The 16,032-nt window shown below is 59.9% G+C and carries 10 protein-coding genes; 8 read left to right on the top strand and 2 right to left on the bottom strand.

Translation table 11 applies throughout. The features are described from left to right. Positions 1-200: 200 nt before the first annotated feature. The 6 genes from recC (at position 201) to ACIQVE_RS16780 (ending at position 11,904) form a co-directional block, all read left to right on the top strand. Positions 201-3,653: an exodeoxyribonuclease V subunit gamma gene (gene recC / locus ACIQVE_RS16805; RefSeq protein ID WP_402810295.1), complete on the top strand. Its 3,453-nt coding sequence runs from the start codon at positions 201-203 to the stop codon at positions 3,651-3,653. Further along, on the top strand, positions 3,650-7,339 hold the full coding sequence (recB, locus tag ACIQVE_RS16800) for an exodeoxyribonuclease V subunit beta (protein ID WP_402810293.1): 3,690 nt from the start codon (positions 3,650-3,652) through the stop codon (positions 7,337-7,339). Before recC ends, recB begins: the two co-directional genes overlap by 4 nt. Further along, on the top strand, positions 7,336-9,444 hold the full coding sequence (recD, locus tag ACIQVE_RS16795; protein ID WP_402810291.1) for an exodeoxyribonuclease V subunit alpha: 2,109 nt from the start codon (positions 7,336-7,338) through the stop codon (positions 9,442-9,444). Before recB ends, recD begins: the two co-directional genes overlap by 4 nt. Positions 9,445-9,563: 119 nt before the next feature. After that, positions 9,564-10,139, top strand: a complete 576-nt coding sequence (locus tag ACIQVE_RS16790; RefSeq protein ID WP_402810290.1) for a YfiR family protein — start codon at positions 9,564-9,566, stop codon at positions 10,137-10,139. Beyond that, the gene (locus ACIQVE_RS16785; RefSeq protein ID WP_402810289.1) at positions 10,136-11,404 is read left to right on the top strand and encodes a diguanylate cyclase domain-containing protein; all 1,269 of its coding nucleotides are present in this window, start codon (positions 10,136-10,138) and stop codon (positions 11,402-11,404) included. Before ACIQVE_RS16790 ends, ACIQVE_RS16785 begins: the two co-directional genes overlap by 4 nt. Before the next feature lie 47 nt (positions 11,405-11,451). Next, complete coding sequence (locus ACIQVE_RS16780; RefSeq protein WP_402810301.1) at positions 11,452-11,904, top strand: OmpA family protein; 453 nt, start codon at positions 11,452-11,454, stop codon at positions 11,902-11,904. Here the strand turns inward: ACIQVE_RS16780 and ACIQVE_RS16775 are convergent. Further along, positions 11,901-12,848, bottom strand: coding sequence for a LysR family transcriptional regulator (locus tag ACIQVE_RS16775; RefSeq protein WP_402810299.1), 948 nt, complete (start codon positions 12,846-12,848; stop codon positions 11,901-11,903). The genes ACIQVE_RS16780 and ACIQVE_RS16775 overlap by 4 nt on opposite strands. A 149-nt stretch (positions 12,849-12,997) precedes the next feature. Between ACIQVE_RS16775 and ACIQVE_RS16770 the strand changes: the two genes are divergently transcribed. Further along, a complete protein-coding gene (locus ACIQVE_RS16770) occupies positions 12,998-14,524 on the top strand; it encodes a CoA-acylating methylmalonate-semialdehyde dehydrogenase (protein ID WP_402810287.1) in 1,527 nt (508 codons plus the stop codon). 10 nt (positions 14,525-14,534) lie between these two features. After that, positions 14,535-15,422, top strand: a complete 888-nt coding sequence (mmsB, locus tag ACIQVE_RS16765) for a 3-hydroxyisobutyrate dehydrogenase (protein ID WP_402810285.1) — start codon at positions 14,535-14,537, stop codon at positions 15,420-15,422. A gap of 256 nt (positions 15,423-15,678) precedes the next feature. On the opposite strand, the gene ACIQVE_RS16760 is transcribed toward mmsB, so the two are convergent. Next, on the bottom strand, positions 15,679-16,029 hold the full coding sequence (locus ACIQVE_RS16760; RefSeq protein WP_402810284.1) for a cupin domain-containing protein: 351 nt from the start codon (positions 16,027-16,029) through the stop codon (positions 15,679-15,681). Between the last annotated feature and the right edge of the window lie 3 nt (positions 16,030-16,032).

The raw sequence follows: 16,032 nt of genomic DNA, 5'->3' as shown, positions 1-16,032 counted from the left end.
ATGGTAGTGTGGGGTTTCCCCATGTGAGAGTAGGTCATCGTCAAGATTAAATTCCGAAACCCCAATTGCGAAAGCAGTTGGGGTTTTGTTTTGCCCGCAGGAAAGTTCTTACAGCATTCAAGGACGCCGTCCGGCTGTCATAGCCTGCCGACAATGCTAAGGTTCTGACCTGGTTTTCGTACTTTTCCAAGGAAGTCTTTATGCCGGACGCCCAGTCCCTCAACGCTGCATTCATGGTGGTTCAGAGCAATAGCCTGGACGAACTGCGCAGCTTGGTGGTCAGCATCATGCGGCGCTATCCGCTGGCTCCCTTGGAGAACGAAATTGCGTTGGTGCAGAGTAACGGCATCGCCCAATGGCTAAAGCTGGCCTTGGCTGAAGATCCAGCAGAAGACGACCTCGGTGGCTGCGGAATCGCCGCGGCGATTGATGTGCAACTGCCGGGTAGCTTCATGTGGCAGCTCTATCGCATGGTTTTGGGACGAGAAGAAATTCCGGCCAAATCCCTGCTCGATAAAGCGCCACTCACCTGGCGCCTCATGCGTTTGCTACCCCAGGTCATCGATCGCGAGCATTTCGAGCCGTTGCAACGCTTCCTCACTCACGACACTGACTTGCGCAAACGCTATCAATTGTCTGAGCGTCTCGCGGATCTTTTCGATCAATATCAGGTGTATCGGGCTGACTGGCTTGAGGATTGGGCTGAAGGGCGGCATCAACTGCGAAATGTCAGAGGCGAGGTAAAATCACTACCCGACACCAGTTGCTGGCAAGCCGAATTGTGGCGGGCACTACTGAATGACGTAGGTGAACAAGGCATGGCGCAGAGCCGTGCCGGCGTTCACCAGCGATTCATCGAGCGCATCAACAACCTTGCGGAGGCTCCAGCAGGACTGCCTTCGCGAGTGATCGTTTTCGGGATTTCTTCGTTGCCGGCCCAAGTCCTTGAAGCGCTGGCTGGGCTTGCGCGTTTCAGTCAGGTTCTGCTGTGTGTGCATAACCCCTGCCGTCACCACTGGGCCGATATCGTCGCTGACAAGGATTTGCTGCGTCACCAATATAAGCGGCAGTCCCGTAAGAGCGGAATGCCCGCCGTACTGGATCCTGAAACACTGCACCAACATGCCCATCCATTATTGGCAGCATGGGGTAAGCAAGGTCGCGACTACATCAACTTGCTCGACAGTTACGACGATCCCAACAGCTATCGCGCCGTATTTCGCGACGGCCGCATCGATCTCTTCAGCGACGCTCAGCCACACAATTTACTCAATCAACTTCAGGACGATATCCTCGAACTGCGTCCACTCAGTGAGACCCGCGAGCACTGGCCTGCTGTTGATCTGAACAAAGACGATTCGATCCGTTTTCACATTGCCCACAGCGCTCAGCGCGAAGTGGAAATCTTGCATGACCAGCTACTGGCACGCTTCAGTGCCAATCCGAATCTGCGCCCTCGCGATGTGATCGTCATGGTCCCTGATGTCGACAGCTATGCGCCGCATATTCGAGCGGTGTTTGGTCAACTCGACCGCCATGACCCGCGCTTCATTCCTTTCACATTGGCGGATCAGGGCCAACGTGGCCGCGACCCACTGCTAATCGCGGTCGAGCACCTGCTCAAGCTGCCGGACAGTCGTTTCCCCGTCAGCGAAATCCTCGACCTGCTCGACGTTCCCGCTTTGCGTGCACGGTTCGGCGTAGAGGAGCGTGACCTGCCGACACTACACCGCTGGATCGAAGGCGCGGGTGTCCGTTGGGGGATGAACGCAGAGCAACGTGCCGGGCTCGGACTGCCGGACGAACTTGAGCAGAACAGCTGGCATTTCGGCCTGCGCCGAATGCTCTTGGGCTACGCCGTCGGTAGCGCCAATGCCTGCGCCGGGATCGAGCCCTATGATGAAATCGGCGGCCTGGATGCCGCATTGATCGGGCCGTTGGTAGCGTTGCTCGATGCTCTGGAACTCGCCCATCAGCAGCTCACACAACCGGCTCAACCCAAAGAGTGGGGGCAGCGACTGCAAGCGCTGATGGAGCTGTTCTTCAAAGCCAGTAATGAGCATGACGACTACTTGCTGACCCAACTGGAAGAGCTTCGTGAAACCTGGCTGGAGACCTGTGAGACGGTAGGTCTGGTAGATGAGCTGCCACTGACGGTGGTCCGTGAAGCCTGGCTCGCCGGCCTGGATCAGGGGCGCTTGTCTCAGCGCTTCCTGGCCGGTGCGGTGAACTTTTGTACCTTGATGCCGATGCGCGCCATTCCCTTTAAGCTGGTCTGTTTGTTGGGTATGAACGACGGCGATTACCCCCGCGCGCAACCACCGCTGGACTTCGATCTGATGGGCAGCGACTACCGTCCAGGAGACCGTTCGCGCCGTGAAGATGACCGCTATCTGTTGCTCGAGGCGCTCCTGTCCGCACGTGATCAGCTCTATATCAGTTGGGTTGGCCGCAGCATTCGCGACAACAGTGAGCGACCGGCGTCGGTGCTGATCGGCCAGTTGCGTGATCACCTTGCCAGCGGCTGGCGATTGATCGACGACAGCCAGGAGCTGTTAGGCGCCATGACCGAAGAGCACCCGCTGCAGCCGTTCAGTGCGCGCTATTTTCACGAAGGCGATCAACTGTTCAGCTATGCCAGTGAATGGCAGGTGTTGCATCAACAACATGCGCCCCAGATCCACGCGGAATTACTCACGCCTTTCGTTCAGGAAGAACCTCTGAGCTTGGCCCTGCTACAGGATTTCCTGCGTAACCCGGCACGGCATTTTTTCACCCAGCGACTAAAGGTGTATTTCGAAGCCGCCGAAGCTCCGCTGGCCGATGAAGAACCTTTTGTGCTGGACGCATTGCAGCGCTATACGCTCAGCGGCAGCCTGCTCGAAGCCGCTCTCAGGCAACCGGACAATATCGATCAGGCACTCGAGGCTCAGGCCCGACGTCTGCAAAACAGCGGATTGTTGCCCATGGCCGGTTTTGGCGAATGCCTGCAGAGGGAACTGATCGAACCGCTCCCCGATCTGTTGCAACGTTATCAACAGCTACTGACGTTATGGCCGACACCGGTCACCAGTGCGATCCCGATCAATCTCGATTTGCAGGGTTTACGACTTGAGGGCTGGCTCGCGGGCCTGCACCAGCGCGTTGATGGTGGCCTGTTATCAGTCACGACCATTCCCAACAGCATCGGCACGATCAAAAGCCGTAAGTGGCATCGGCTGACCAAACCGTGGGTCAATCATCTTGTCGCCTGCGCCAGCGGACTTTCACTGACCACGGCATTGGTCGCCAGTGACGACACCTTGCTGTTGGAACCAATGGAGCAAAATCGCGCGCTTCGCTTCCTTGGCCATCTACTCCTCGCCTGGCAGGCTGGCATGCGGCAGCCATTGCCGGTTGCGGTAAAGACCGCATTCGCCTGGCTGTCTCAGACCGATCCAGTCAAGGCCGACGCTGCTGCACGTAAAGCCTATGAAGGTGACGGGCAGACCAGCGAAGGCGAACGGCGTGAAAGTCCGGCATTGTCCCGACAATTTGCCGACTTCGATGCATTACTCGCGCACGAGACGTTCTCCGGTTGGTGCGACACCTTGTATCGACCTCTGTTTGAAGCCCCTTGGCGGTCATTGTCCAGCGAAGGGCCACGCTCATGAGTACGAAGACACCGCTTGCACTGGCCTTCCCTCTGCGTGGCAGCCAGTTGATCGAAGCCAGTGCCGGTACCGGCAAAACCTTCACCATTTCTGCACTCTATCTGCGGCTCATCCTCGGTCACGGCGGCGAAATGAGCGGGTTTTCCCGCGAATTATTGCCACCGCAAATCCTCGTGGTGACGTTCACCGACGCCGCGACCAAGGAGTTGCGCGAGCGAATTCGTACGCGACTGGCCGAGGCGGCGAGGTTTTTTCGTGATGAGACCCCGGCCCCTGACGGACTGATCGCCGACCTGCGTGATCAATTCGATCCTCAGCAATGGCCCGGCTGTGCCAATCGCCTCGATATTGCCGCGCAATGGATGGATGAAGCCGCCGTCTCGACTATCCACAGTTGGTGTCAGCGCATGCTGCGCGAGCATGCGTTCGACAGCGGCAGCCTGTTTACTCAATCCCTGGAAACCGATCACAGCGATTTGCTGGGTGAAGTGCTGCGCGATTACTGGCGGCTGTTCTGTTACCCGATGCAGGGTGATGCGCTGAATTGGGTTCGTAACAACTGGGGTGGACCAGCAGCGTTGTTGCCCCGAGTGCGCGGACTGTTCGCCAGTGAGCGCGACAGCGATGAAGGCAAGGCCCCCGCTGAGCTTATCGAGGAGTGCTTGCAGGAGCGCCGCGCGGCATTGATCGAGTTGAAGATGCCTTGGCGTCAATGGGCGGATGAGTTGCTCGCTATCTGTCATCAAGGCGTTGCCAGCAAGACTGTCGATGGTCGCAAGATGCAGGCGCGTTACTTTGAACCCTGGTTCGAGAAGATCAAGGCGTGGGCTGAAGACGAGTCTTTGGAACAGCTCGACATCGGCACCGGCTTCACCCGCCTGACCCCCGACGGCATGGCCGAAGCGTGGAAGGGGCTGGCCCCAAGTCATCCGGGGCTCGATGCGATGTCCGGGCTCAAATCGAGTCTTGACGCTCTGCCAACCCCTGATGCCGTTGTCCTGCTACACGCCGCCAAATGGGTCGGCGCGCGCTTTGAGGAAGAGAAGCGTCGTCGTGCCGAAATGGGTTTTGACGACATGCTGCTGCGCCTGGATGCCGCGCTGCAATCCGACGGCGGCGAACGTCTGGCAACATTGATCCGCGAGCAATTCCCGGTCGCGCTGATCGACGAATTCCAGGACACTGACCCGGTGCAGTACCGGATTTTCGAAAGCATCTATCGCATCGAAGACAACAACCCCGATACCGGTTTGTTTCTGATCGGCGATCCCAAGCAGGCGATTTACGCTTTTCGCGGTGCGGACATCTACACCTATTTGCGTGCTCGTCAGGCCACCACCGGCCGACTGCATACGCTGGGTACCAACTTCCGCTCCAGCCATGGCATGGTCAAAGCGGTCAACCATGTATTCGAACGCGCCGAGTTCCGAGAGCTGGGACGCGGCGCCTTTTTGTTCCGGGAGAAAAGCGGCGAGAATCCGGTACCGTTTCAACCCGTCGAATCGCAGGGCCGTAAAGAGAAACTGCAGATCGCCGGACAAGACATCAGCGCATTGAATGTCTGGCACATGTCCACAGATCAGCCGCTGTCCGGGGCGGTTTATCGGCAACAGTTGGCGGCTGCCTGCGCCAGCGAAATTACGGCACTGCTCAATGGCGGGCAAACCGGTAGTGCGGGGTTTGTTCAGGATGGTGAAGATTTCAGGGGGCTGCGACCTTCGGACATCGCGATCCTCGTCCGCGACGGTAAAGAAGCTCAAGCGGTACGCGGCGAACTTGCCGCACGTGGTGTGCGCAGCGTTTATCTGTCGGACAAGGATTCGGTGTTCGCGGCCCAAGAGGCCCGCGACTTACTATCCTGGCTAAAAGCCTGCGCCGAGCCGGATGTCGAGCGTTCGTTGAAGGCTGCGCTGGCCTGTATCACCCTGAACTTGCCATTGGTTGAACTGGAGCGCCTGAATCAGGACGAACTGGTTTGGGAAGCCCGCGTCATGCAGTTTCGTGGCTATCGCGAACTCTGGCGCAAGCAAGGCGTGCTGCCGATGTTGCGCCGCTTGCTGCACGACTTCCATTTGCCACAGACCTTGATGACACGCAGCGATGGCGAGCGGGTGCTGACCAACCTTCTTCACCTGTCCGAACTGATGCAACAGGCCGCCGCAGAGCTGGACGGTGAGCAAGCGCTGATCCGCCATCTGGCCGAGCTACTGGCGTTGTCGGGGCAGGCCGGTGAAGAGCAGATCCTACGCCTGGAAAGTGATGAGCAACTGGTCAAAGTCGTGACCATCCACAAGTCCAAAGGCCTTGAGTATCCACTGGTGTTCCTGCCGTTCATCTGCTCGGCGAAACCCGTGGACGGCAGTCGATTGCCGCTGCATTACCACGACGCTACGGGCAAGGCTCAGGTGAGTCTCAAGCCGACCGTCGAGTTGATTGCGCAAGCGGACGAAGAGCGTCTCGCCGAAGATCTGCGTTTGCTCTACGTCGCCCTGACTCGTGCGCAACATGCCTGCTGGTTGGGCGTGACGGATCTCAAACGGGGCAATAACAACAGCTCGGTGCTGCACCTTTCTGCGTTGGGCTATCTGCTGGGTGGCGGTGCCTCTCTGGGGGAATCCAGTGGACTCAACCGTTGGCTGCAAGACCTGCAACAAGACTGCCCGGCGATCGACATCGGCGAAATGCCGCAACCCACCGACGAGCATTACCAGCCTCCGCGCAATGAAGCCGTCCTCAGTGCCACCTTGCTGCCCAAGCGCAAGGCCAGTGAAAACTGGTGGATCGCGTCCTATAGCGCGCTGCGCATCAGTGATGTGCTGAGTGTCGGCAGTGATGACGCGCCGGACAGTCCGCAAGCACAAAAGCTTTTCGATGACGAACGCCTCGACCCGGATGCACCGCGAGAAATCATAACCGGCGGCGCCGATATCCATCGCTTCCCCCGTGGCCCTAATCCTGGGACGTTTCTTCACGGTCTGCTGGAGTGGGCGGGTGATGACGGTTTCGCCGTTTCCCGCGAGGCGCTGGAGGATGCGATTGGCCGGCGCTGCAACCTGCGTGGCTGGGAAGGCTGGATCACCACCCTCAGTGACTGGTTGCAACACCTGCTCAAGTCGCCACTGCCAATCGCTGGCGGGCAGCCGCCGGTGATTCTCGAACAGCTGACACAGTATCGTGTCGAGATGGAGTTCTGGTTCGCCAGCCATAAAGTCGACGTGCTGAAACTCGACGAACTGGTACGCCAATTCACTCATAACGGTGTGGCCCGGGTTGGCGCAGAGCCGGTGCAACTCAACGGCATGTTCAAAGGCTTCATCGACCTGACCTTTGAACACGATGGCCGCTATTACGTGGCCGACTACAAGTCCAACTGGCTGGGCGTGGACGATCTAGCCTACACCGAACACGCCATGGAACAGTCGATTCTCGACAACCGCTACGACCTGCAATACGTGTTGTACCTGTTGGCGTTGCATCGTCAGCTCAAGGCACGTTTGCCCGACTACGATTACGACCGGCATGTTGGCGGGGCGCTGTACCTGTTCTTGCGCGGCACTCGCTCAGACAGCCGTGGTGTGTACTTTGCCCGCCCGCCTCGTGAGTTGATCGAGCGTCTCGACCGGATGTTTCAGGGCAAACCCGAACCCAAGGCTGAACCCGCATGGGAACAGGGAGTTTTGCTATGAGCCGCACGTTTGCCGATCTGTTGCCGACACCGCTCGCAGCCGACAGCCTGTCGAGACTTTCGCCCCTGACAAGCGCCGATGACTTGCTGCTGTTGCTCACCCGTTGGGTCGAGCGTGGCTGGCTGCGTGCGCTGGACAAGGCATTCGTCGCATTCCTTCACGAGCTTGAGCCCGAGACCGATCCGTTGGTGCTGCTCGCTGCCGCACTGACCAGCCATCAACTCGGCCACGGTCATGTTTGTCTGGATTTGTTCGAAACCCTTAACGCCCCTGATTTTGCCTTGTCGCTGCCACCCGAAGGCGACGTGCAAGGGGGCGTGTTATTGCTGCCCTCACAGTTGCTTGAAGCGCTCGATGGCGTGCATTGGTGCAAGGCGTTGGCGGGCAGTGGCTTGGTCGCGCTGGCGGCTGATGAGAGTGAAACGGCGCAAAACCGGCCGTTGGTGCTGTCCGGTAAACGCTTGTACCTGCGGCGCTACTGGGCTTACGAACGACGCATCGACACGGCGCTGCGCCAGCGTCTCGCTCAAAACGAGGCGACGCCGGATGACCTGTCGCAGCGGCTAAATGAATTGTTCGGATCGGCCAAAACCGGTGAGGTGATTGACTGGCAGAAACTCGCCTGTGCCCTCGCTACTCGCGGTGCATTCAGTATCGTCACCGGCGGCCCGGGGACCGGCAAAACCACCACAGTGGTGCGCTTGCTCGCGTTGCTGCAAGCACCGGCGGTGGAGGCTGGTCATCCGCTGCGAATTCGCTTGGCTGCGCCGACAGGCAAAGCGGCTGCGCGATTGACCGAGTCCATCAGCCAGCAAGTGCAATCGCTGAAGGTCGCCGAAGAAGTGCGTGCGAAAATCCCATGCGACGTGACCACTGTGCATCGCTTGCTGGGCAGTCGTCCCGGCACACGGCACTTTCGTCACCATGCCGGCAACCGTTTACCGCTGGATGTGCTGGTGGTCGACGAAGCGTCGATGATCGACCTGGAAATGATGGCCAACCTGCTCGACGCCTTGCCGGCCCATGCACGTCTGGTGCTGCTGGGTGACAAGGATCAACTGGCCTCCGTGGAGGCCGGCGCCGTGTTGGGGGATTTGTGCCGTGATGCCGAAAGCGGTTGGTATAGCCCGCAGACTCGGCAATGGCTGGAGTCGGTCAGTGGTGAATCGTTGCAGGACAGTGGCTTGCATGAGGACCTCGACGGCTCACATCCGCTCGCGCAACAAGTGGTGATGTTGCGCCACTCGCGGCGCTTCGGCGAGGGCAGCGGTATCGGCCAGCTCGCGCGCCGGGTCAATCAGCAGTTGCCGGATGAGGCGCGTCAGTTGTTGGCGACGGGGCACTATGACGATGTGTATTCGTTGCCGCTCAAGGGCGAGCACGATCACCAACTCGAGCGACTGCTGCTTGAGGGTCATGGTGATGGTCCGCAAGGCTATCGGCATTACCTGAGCGTGCTGCGTGATCAGCGTCCACCGCTCGGCAGGCCGCTCGAACATCCGGATTGGATCAACTGGGCCCGTGAGGTCTTGCAGGCATTCGACACCTTTCAGCTGCTGTGTGCGGTGCGCAAGGGGCCGTGGGGTGTTGAAGGTTTGAACCAGCGCATCACTGCTGCATTGCTCAAGGCACGCCTGATCGACAACGACCAGCAATGGTATGAAGGGCGGCCAGTGCTGATGACCCGCAATGACTACGGTCTGGGCCTGATGAACGGCGATATCGGCATCGCCCTCAAGCTGCCCGAGCGCGAAGGGTCTGACGCCGGTAAACCGGTGCTGCGCGTGGCTTTCCCACGTAACGATGGCCAAGGCGGCGTGCGCTTTGTGCTGCCGAGTCGGTTAAATGATGTCGAAACCGTCTACGCGATGACCGTGCACAAATCTCAGGGTTCGGAGTTCACCCACACCGCGCTGATCCTTCCGGACGCCTTGAACCCCGTGCTGACCAAGGAGCTGATCTATACCGGCATCACCCGGGCCAAGCACTGGTTCACCTTGATCGAACCGCGTGCCGGGGTTTTTGAAGAGGCAGTGCAACGCAAGGTAAAACGCCTTAGCGGGTTGATGCTGGAACTGGAGGAGGGCCCCGAGCCTCGAGGATGATAGTTCCGCTGATTGACGGCGATTACTGACCAGCCAGTCAGGAGTCCGCGCCTCGCTGGTGATTCAGCGCTGTGCTATCGTTGCGGCATCATTCCGTTGCGATCCAAGAGAATCCCTGCATGAAGGTGGCTGTTTGGGCGACAGAGCGCGTGTTTCGCTGCAAGCACACAGTGCTTGTCGGTCTGCTCTGTTTGCTGACGGGCGCTGCCGTTGCGCAAGCGCAAACGCCGCCGGGCATGGCCGAACAGCGATCGCAGTCGGTCACCCAGGTTGTGCTGGGTATTCTCAGTTACGCGCGCTGGCCGGTAGAGCCTGCGCAATTGCGCCTGTGCATCGTCGGCCCCACCGAATACACCGATGATCTGGTCAAAGGCACCACTCAGGCCACCGGCAGGCCAGTCATCGTGCAACGTCTGCTGGCCGACAACCCGGCCATCGTCACCGAATGCGATGCGGTGTATATCGGCAAACTCACCGCGGATGAACGCAACCGGCTGTTCGCCTCATTGATTGGCCGCCCTGTGCTGAGCATCAGCGAGAGCGACGATCAATGCACTGTCGGCAGCCTGTTCTGTCTGCGCGTAGGCGATGAGCAGGTGTCCTTCGAAGTCAATCTCGACTCTGTCGCCCGCAGTGGCGTGCGCATTCATCCAAGCGTGCTGCAGTTGTCACGCCGCAAATCGGCGGCACAATGAGGCTGTCCAGATCCAATACGCGCCCAACGTTAGGCTCGGTTCTCGGCCGTGGGCATTTGACGGTCGCATTGTTGGCAGTGGCGATGGCCAGTGTCTCGCTGACGCTGCTGGGCGTTCTGGCGCTACGGGTTTATGCCGATCACAACCTGCATTTGATCGCCCGCTCGATCAGCTACACCGTGGAAGCCGCGGTGGTGTTCAACGACAAGGCTGCCGCCACGGAATCGCTGGCAATGATCGCATCGGCCGAAGAAGTGGCGGACGCTCAGGTGCTGGATGCCCGAGGGAAACTGATCGCGCGATGGCAGCGGCCAGAAACCGGTCTGATCTCTGAGCTGGAAATGCAGCTCGCCCGGGCCTTCCTGGAAAAACCGATCAATTTGCCAATCATCCATCAGGATCGCGAGATCGGACGTATTCTGCTCACCGGTCACGGCGGCAGTCTGATGCGTTTTCTGCTCAGCGGTCTGGCGGGGATCATTCTCTGTACCGCTATCAGCGCTTGGGTGGCGATCTATCTTGCGCGGCGACAATTGCGCGAGATCATCGGTCCGCTGCGCAGCCTTGCGACCGTGGCCCACGCCGCCCGCAGCGAGCGAGCGCTGGATCGGCGCGTGCCACCAGCGCAGATCGCCGAACTCGACAACCTCGGTAACGACTTCAACGCCTTGCTCGACGAGCTGGAGTCGTGGCAAACCCATCTGCAAAACGAAAACGAAACACTGGCCCACCAGGCCAGTCACGACAGCCTTACCGGGTTACCGAACCGCGCCTATTTCGAGGGGCGCTTGATTCGGGCCCTGCGCAATGCCGGCAAACTCAAAGAACGCGTGGCTGTACTGTTTCTCGACAGCGACCGGTTCAAAGGCATCAACGATAACTTTGGCCATGCGGCGGGTGACGCGGTGTTGGTCGCCGTTGCCAACCGAGTGCGCGCGCAGTTGCGTGAAGGGGATTTGGTCGCGCGACTGGGCGGGGACGAATTCGCCGTGCTGCTCGCGCCGCTGCACAAGGTCGAAGACGCCGAATGCATCGCTGACAAGATACTCGCGAGCATGGACATGCCGATCGCCCTGCCGGGTGACACCAGTGTCGTGACTTCGCTCAGTATCGGCATCGCGGTTTTCCCCGATCATGGCGCCACCCCCGGTGCGCTGCTCAACGCCGCCGATGCGGCGATGTATCAAGCCAAGCGCCTGTCGCGCGGCGCTCAATCCACGGCGGGGTCGGAGCACCCGGTCAATCCCGTTCAAACCAGGAGCTAATTTCCGTGTTCACTTTTCCTGTTCGACTGTTTTCCACGCTGCTGTTGATGGCCATATTGGCGCTGACCGGTTGCCAGACCGCCCCGCAAAAAGGCCTGACCCCGGCGCAGGTCGCCGTGCTCAAGCAACAAGGCTTTGCGCTGACCGATGAAGGCTGGGAGTTTGGCCTGTCCGGCAAAGTGCTGTTCGGCAGCGATGTCGAGAGCCTCAATACACAGAGCACCGAGATCGTCCAGCGCATCGGCAAAGCCCTGTTGGGCGTGGGCATCGAACGAGTGCGGGTCGATGGCCACACCGACGCGTCGGGCAAGGAAACCTACAATCAGCAACTGTCCCTGCGCCGGGCCAAGAGCGTCGCCAACGTGTTGGGCACGGTCGGCATGAAGCAGGAAAACATACAACTGCGAGGCCTAGGCAGCAGCGAACCGGTGGCATCCAACGACACCGCCGCGGGCCGCACGGAGAACCGCCGGGTTTCGATTGTGGTCAGCGCCGATTAATCGGCGAACTGCATCTCACGGGTTACCCCCATCAACAGACCCTGATTGCGCTCAGTCACCTCACGAATGTAATCCCACAACAACGTAATCCGCTTCAACTTGCGCAGATCCTCCCGGCAGTACATCCAGAACTGCCGGGTGATGTTGATTTCCTCCGGCAGTACCGGCAACAAACGCGGGTCCTGCGCGGCGAGGAAGCACGGCAGAATCGCCAGTGAGCGCCCTTGCTGCGCCGCGACGAATTGCGCGATCACGCTGGTGCTGCGCAAGTTTGCGCTGGCACCGGGCAGCACATTCGCCAGGTAAAGCAGCTCCGAGCTGAACGCTAGGTCATCCACATAACTGATGAATTGATGCTTGCTCAAATCTGCCGGGCGGCTGATCGGTGGGTGTTGGTCGAGGTAATCCTGGGTCGCATAGAGCTGCAAACGGTAGTCGCAGAGTTTGCAGCAGACGTACGGCCCGTGCTCCGGGCGTTCCAGCGCGATGACGATGTCGGCCTCGCGCTTGGACAGGCTGATGAAGTGCGGCAGCGGCAGGATGTCCACCGAGATTGCCGGGTAGGCGTCGACGAAATGGCTCAATTGCGGCGTGATGAAAAAACTGCCGAAGCCTTCCGTGCAACCCATGCGCACATGCCCGGACAGCGCCACGCCTGAGCCTGAAACCTGCTCGCAGGCCATGTGCAATGTGCTTTCAATCGACTCGGCGTAACCCAGCAAACGCTGGCCTTCGGTGGTCAGCACAAAGCCGCTGGTCCGCGACTTCTCGAACAGCAACGTGCCCAGCGCCGTTTCCAGCGAACTGATCCGCCGCGATACGGTGGTGTAGTCGACCGCCAACCGTTTGGCCGCGGTGCTGGCCTTGCGGGTGCGGGCGACTTCGAGGAAAAACTTGAGGTCGTCCCAGTTCAGCGAACCGAGTGAGGTGATGTTTTTTTGCATGATGGACGGGCTTATATGTGCGTTCTTATTAGAAGTTTGCACATCTATACTCCAAAAACAGTCCGACAACCAACTCGTGACACACGCCTCATCTCAAGGCGAACCTTTCGCCTTGGCTCCTACGATAAAAACAAGTTTCGGAGACCAGCATGAACGCATCGCTTACGCCCAACGAAACCACGCTGCAGAAGGTCAAGCTGTTGATCGACGGTGAGTGGGTCGAGTCGCAGACCACCGAGTGGCACGACATCGTCAACCCGGCGACCCAGCAAGTGCTGGCTAAAGTCCCGTTCGCTACCGCCGCTGAAGTCGATGCCGCGGTCAGCGCCGCCCAGCGTGCCTTCCAGACTTGGAAACTGACCCCGATTGGCGCGCGGATGCGCATCATGCTCAAGCTGCAAGCGCTGATCCGCGAGCATTCCAAACGCATTGCCGTGGTGCTGAGCGCCGAGCAGGGCAAAACCATTGCCGACGCCGAGGGCGACATTTTCCGTGGCCTGGAAGTGGTCGAGCACGCCTGCTCCATCGGCAGCCTGCAAATGGGCGAGTTCGCCGAGAACGTCGCGGGTGGCGTCGATACTTACACCCTGCGTCAGCCGATCGGCGTTTGCGCCGGCATCACGCCGTTCAACTTCCCGGCGATGATCCCGTTGTGGATGTTCCCGATGGCCATCGCTTGCGGCAACACTTTCGTATTGAAGCCTTCGGAGCAGGATCCACTGTCGACCATGCTGCTGGTCGAACTGGCAGTTGAGGCCGGCGTTCCGGCGGGCGTGCTCAACGTGGTTCACGGCGGTAAAGACGTGGTTGATGGCCTGTGCACCCACAAGGACATCAAAGCGGTGTCCTTCGTCGGTTCGACCGCTGTCGGCACCCACGTTTACGATTTGGCCGGCAAGCACGGCAAACGCGTGCAATCGATGATGGGCGCGAAAAACCACGCCGTGGTGCTGGCGGACGCCAATCGCGAGCAAGCGCTGAATGCGCTGGTCGGCGCCGGTTTCGGTGCGGCTGGGCAGCGTTGCATGGCCACTTCGGTGGTGGTGCTGGTGGGCGCGGCGAAACAATGGCTCCCGGATTTGAAAGCGCTGGCGCAGAAACTCACCGTCAACGCCGGTAACGAGCCGGGCACTGATGTCGGCCCGGTGATTTCGAAAAAGGCCAAGGCACGCATTCTTGATCTGATCGAAAGCGGCATCAAGGAAGGCGCCAAGCTTGAGCTGGACGGTCGCAACGTCAGCGTGCCGGGTTACGAGCAAGGCAACTTCGTCGGCCCGACCCTGTTCTCGGGCGTGACCACCGACATGCAGATCTACACCCAGGAAATCTTCGGCCCGGTGCTGGTGGTGCTGGAAGTCGATACGCTTGATCAGGCAATTGCGCTGGTCAACGCCAACCCGTTCGGCAACGGCACGGGCCTGTTCACCCAGAGCGGTGCGGCGGCGCGTAAATTCCAGACCGAAATCGACGTCGGCCAGGTCGGCATCAACATCCCGATTCCAGTGCCGGTTCCGTTCTTCAGCTTCACCGGTTCGCGCGGTTCGAAACTCGGCGACCTCGGCCCGTACGGCAAGCAAGTGGTGCAGTTCTACACGCAGACCAAAACGGTCACGGCGCGCTGGTTCGATGACGACAGCGTCAACGACGGCGTGAACACCACCATCAACCTGCGCTGAGGAACGTGCCATGAAAATCGCATTTATCGGTCTGGGCAACATGGGCGCGCCGATGGCGCGCAACCTGATCAAGGCTGGCCATTCGCTGAACCTGGTCGACTTGAACAAAACCGTGTTGGCCGAACTTGAACAGCTTGGCGGCAGCATTCGCGCTTCGGCCCGCGAGGCTGCCGAGGACGCCGAACTGGTGATTACCATGCTCCCGGCCGCCGTGCATGTACGCAGCGTCTGGCTCGGTGAAGATGGCGTGCTCGCGGGCATCGGCAAAGGCGTGCCGGCGGTGGATTGCAGCACCATCGATCCGCAGACGGCTCGTGACGTCGCAGCGGCTGCGGCCAAACAAGGCGTGGCCATGGCCGATGCACCGGTCTCCGGCGGCACGGGCGGCGCAACCGCCGGGACACTGACCTTCATGGTCGGCGCCACCCCGGAACTGTTCGCAACCCTGCAACCGGTGCTGGCGCAGATGGGCCGCAACATCGTCAATTGCGGCGAAGTCGGCACCGGGCAGATCGCGAAAATCTGTAACAATCTGCTGCTGGCGATTTCGATGGTCGGCGTCAGTGAAGCGATGGCGCTGGGCGATGCGCTGGGGATCGATACGTCGGTACTGGCCGGGATCATCAACAGTTCGACCGGGCGTTGCTGGAGTTCGGAAATGTACAACCCATGGCCGGGCATCGTCGAAACCGCGCCGGCCTCGCGCGGGTACACCGGTGGTTTCGGTGCGGAGTTGATGCTCAAGGATCTGGGCCTGGCGACGGAAGCGGCGCGTCAGGCACATCAGCCAGTGGTGCTTGGAGCGGTGGCGCAGCAGCTGTATCAGGCGATGAGCCAGCGCGGGGACGGGGGGAAAGATTTCTCCGCGATTATCAACAGCTATCGCAAGCCGCAATAACTGTTCAATCAATCAGCGTTGATTTTTTTTGTGGCGAGGGGATTTATCCCCGTTGGGCTGCGAAGCGGCCCACTGCATTGTGTCAGTTAAAACGCGTGCTCAGGTTTTACGACTGCTGCGCAGCCGATCGGGGCGGTGCGACGTTTCGCTAAATCCCCTCGCCACAGGTATCACCAGTATCACGCATGTAGCGCCAATCAGAATGCAGCAAGTGTTGCCGGGAAACCACGTCGGGTGGTTCCCCGGCTTTTTTGCATCAGGCAAGCACGAAATATTTGCGCACCGTCTCGACCACTTCCCACGTGCCTTTCATCCCCGGCTCAACCACGAAGATGTCGCCTGCGCGCAGGTGAATGGGTTCCATGCCGTCGGGGGTGATCACGCAGTAGCCTTCCTGGAAATGGCAGTACTCCCACTTCACGTAATCGACGCGCCACTTGCCCGGCGTGCAGATCCAGGTGCCCATGATCTTGCTGCCGTCTTCGCTGGTGTAGGCGTTGAGGTTGACGGTGTGCGGGTCGCCCTCGAGTTTTTCCCATTTGCAGGCGTCGAGTACCGGCAGCGGATGGGTGTCGCGCAGAACGGTGATAGGGGCGGTCGCGGTCATGAG

This window comes from Pseudomonas sp. NPDC098747 (assembly GCF_044760045.1).
Taxonomy (GTDB): domain Bacteria; phylum Pseudomonadota; class Gammaproteobacteria; order Pseudomonadales; family Pseudomonadaceae; genus Aquipseudomonas.
This window is presented reverse-complemented; position numbering and strand designations above follow the sequence as displayed.

Excerpts from the sequence above, each read along its gene's own strand:
- ACIQVE_RS16780 (WP_402810301.1), top strand. The coding sequence starts at position 11,452 with ATGGCCATATTGGCGCTGACCGGTTGCCAGACCGCCCCGCAAAAAGGC.
- ACIQVE_RS16790 (WP_402810290.1), top strand. The coding sequence starts at position 9,564 with ATGAAGGTGGCTGTTTGGGCGACAGAGCGCGTGTTTCGCTGCAAGCAC.
- ACIQVE_RS16775 (WP_402810299.1), bottom strand. The coding sequence starts at position 12,848 with ATGCAAAAAAACATCACCTCACTCGGTTCGCTGAACTGGGACGACCTC.
- ACIQVE_RS16760 (WP_402810284.1), bottom strand. The coding sequence starts at position 16,029 with ATGACCGCGACCGCCCCTATCACCGTTCTGCGCGACACCCATCCGCTG.
- recB (WP_402810293.1), top strand. The coding sequence starts at position 3,650 with ATGAGTACGAAGACACCGCTTGCACTGGCCTTCCCTCTGCGTGGCAGC.
- mmsB (WP_402810285.1), top strand. The coding sequence starts at position 14,535 with ATGAAAATCGCATTTATCGGTCTGGGCAACATGGGCGCGCCGATGGCG.
- ACIQVE_RS16770 (WP_402810287.1), top strand. The coding sequence starts at position 12,998 with ATGAACGCATCGCTTACGCCCAACGAAACCACGCTGCAGAAGGTCAAG.
- recD (WP_402810291.1), top strand. The coding sequence starts at position 7,336 with ATGAGCCGCACGTTTGCCGATCTGTTGCCGACACCGCTCGCAGCCGAC.
- ACIQVE_RS16785 (WP_402810289.1), top strand. The coding sequence starts at position 10,136 with ATGAGGCTGTCCAGATCCAATACGCGCCCAACGTTAGGCTCGGTTCTC.
- recC (WP_402810295.1), top strand. The coding sequence starts at position 201 with ATGCCGGACGCCCAGTCCCTCAACGCTGCATTCATGGTGGTTCAGAGC.